This is a genomic window from Bradyrhizobium sp. (assembly GCF_016462955.1).
Lineage (GTDB): Bacteria > Pseudomonadota > Alphaproteobacteria > Rhizobiales > Xanthobacteraceae > Bradyrhizobium.
This window is the reverse complement of the sequence record NZ_JAEMSD010000729.1, coordinates 1-2,429: the sequence shown is the minus strand read 5'-3', so window position 1 is coordinate 2,429 and position 2,429 is coordinate 1. Positions and strand designations below refer to the sequence as shown.

Genomic DNA, 2,429 nt, shown 5'->3' with positions numbered 1-2,429 from the left:
CGCCGGCCTTGCGCGCGCCTTCACGCGACGGGACTTGCGCGTGCTTCCGTTCAAGCCGCAGAACATGTCGAACAACGCGGCGGTGACCGTCGATGGCGGCGAGATCGGGCGCGCGCAGGCGCTGCAGGCGCTCGCTGCCGGCGTCGAGCCGCACACCGACATGAACCCGGTGCTGCTCAAGCCCGAGACCGATGTCGGCGCGCAAATCATCGTTCACGGCAAGCGCATCGCGACCGCGCGTGCACGCGACTATGCGGCGATGAAGCCGTCGCTGATGGGTGCGGTGATGGAGAGTTTCGAGCGCCTGAAGGCGCGCGCCGATCTGGTGCTGGTCGAGGGCGCCGGCAGCCCGGCCGAGGTGAATTTGCGCAAGGCCGACATCGCCAATATGGGCTTTGCCCGCAAAGCGGACGTGCCGGTCGTGCTGGTCGGCGACATCGACCGCGGCGGCGTCATCGCCCAGCTGGTCGGCATCAAGACGGTGATCGATCCTGAGGATGCCGCGATGATCTCGGGCTTCGTCATCAACAAGTTCCGCGGCGATCCCACGCTGTTCGACGACGGCTACAGGCTGATCGAGCAAAAGACCGCATGGCGCGGCCTCGGCGTGCTGCCCTGGTTTCCGCGCGCCGGCGAGCTGCCGGCCGAGGACGCGCTCGGCCTGCGCGATGCGCGCAAGCCGGGCCAATGCAAGATCGCGTGCCTGGCGCTGTCGCGGATCGCGAATTTCGACGATCTCGATCCGCTCAAGCTCGAGCCGGGCGTCGATCTCATCATGGTGCGTCCGGGCGAAGCGATCCCCGGCGATGTCAGGCTCGTCATCATCCCCGGCTCGAAATCCACCCGCGGCGACCTCGCCTTCCTGCGCGCGCAGGGCTGGGACATCGACCTGCTCGCGCACCAGCGCCGGGGTGGCCACGTGCTCGGCCTTTGCGGCGGCTATCAGATGCTCGGCCGCAGCGTCGCCGATCCCGATGGCATCGAGGGCCCTGCCGGCGATACGCCGGGCCTCGGGCTGCTGGATGTGGAAACGGTGATGAGCCCGCAGAAGACACTGACGCGCGTTGCCGCCGTGCATGCTGCCACCGAGCAGGCTATCGAAGCCTATGAAATCCATATCGGCCGCACCGACGGCCCCGATCGCGCGCGGCCATTTGCGAAGGTGAACGGGGAGCCGGAGGGCGCGGTCTCGGGCGATGGCCGCGTGCAGGGCAGCTATCTGCACGGCCTGTTCACGTCGGACGATTTCCGCAAGGCGTATCTCGCCAGGCTCGGCATTCCCGCAGGCGACGAGCCCTATCACGCCAGGATCGAAAGCGCGCTCGATGCGCTGGCCGATCACATCGAGACGCATCTCGATGTCGAAGGCTTGCTCGCGCTAGCGCGCTCGCGTGGACTGGTTGGATACTGAACAGGTGGACGTGGGGCTCGTCACCTCTCCCGCTTGCGGGAGAGGTCGGCGCAAAGCGCCGGGTGAGGGCTTTCTCCGCTTGGGAATTGTCCCCTTGCGGAGAGACCCACTCCCGCAAGCGGGCGAGGGAGCGCACCACCGTCGGCGCAACCAGGCGCATGTTCATCAGGCGCCAAGACCTCAGCAAGCCGCGTCCATTCGGATTCGCTGCCGGGAAGCCCAAGCCGCAGCCATGTCGGCTGTTGCGTGAAGACGCGGGACCAGATGTGACTGCGCGCGAGCCTCTCCTGCGCAGCAAGCGCATCCGGCGTCTGGTAGAGCCGAAACAGTGACGCGCCGCCGACAAGCCGCCACCCCTGCGCTCGTGCCATCTCGTCGAGCCGGACACAGTCGCGCGCAAGCCGCGCCGACGTCGCCTCGGCCCAGGCCTCATCATGCAAGGCACGGCAGCCAATTTCGATCGCTGCGCCTGAGATGGGCCATGGACCTGACGCCGCCGCGAGCTTGTCGATGTCGGCGGCAGGACCGGTCGCGAAGCCAAGCCGCAGTCCGGCAAGGCCGAAGAACTTTCCGAACGAGCGCAGCACCAACAGTCCCGGCCGATTCGCCTCAGGCGCAAGCGACAAGGCTGGAACAGCATCCGCAAAGCTCTCGTCGACCACGAGCCGGCCGACGCGTGGCAGCAGCGCCAGCAGCTCCTTCGGCGAATTGCAGCGCCCGTCGGGATTGTTGGGATTGACGACAATGGCGAGGTCCGCGCCCGGCAGGGCCTCAAGCTCTGCGACCTCCTTGACATCCCAGCCAGCGGCCGACAGCACCCCCGCATATTCATTGTAGGTCGGCGCCAGGATCCGGGCCCGACCGGGCGGCGCGAGTTGCGGCAACAACTGAATGGCGGCCTGCGCACCGCCCATCGCAACGATTGGTGCGCTCGTCCGGTAGGCGTGCTGCGCGGCCTGATGCAGCGCCTCGATCTCGGCCCGCGACGGCAGCGCATTCCACGCGCGCGCGCCTAGCT

The 2,429-nt window shown here is 67.8% G+C and carries 2 protein-coding genes; one reads left to right on the top strand and one right to left on the bottom strand.

Translation table 11 applies throughout. The annotated features are described in order from the left end of the window. Window positions 1-1,411 (top strand): cobyric acid synthase (locus JHD07_RS37505; RefSeq protein WP_291631351.1); only part of this gene is annotated, 1,411 nt, incomplete at its 5' end. A gap of 20 nt (window positions 1,412-1,431) precedes the next feature. Here JHD07_RS37505 and JHD07_RS37500 read toward each other — a convergent pair. Next, window positions 1,432-2,429, bottom strand: a 998-nt coding sequence (locus tag JHD07_RS37500; RefSeq protein ID WP_291631348.1) for a threonine-phosphate decarboxylase, incomplete at its 5' end; no start/stop codon positions are given.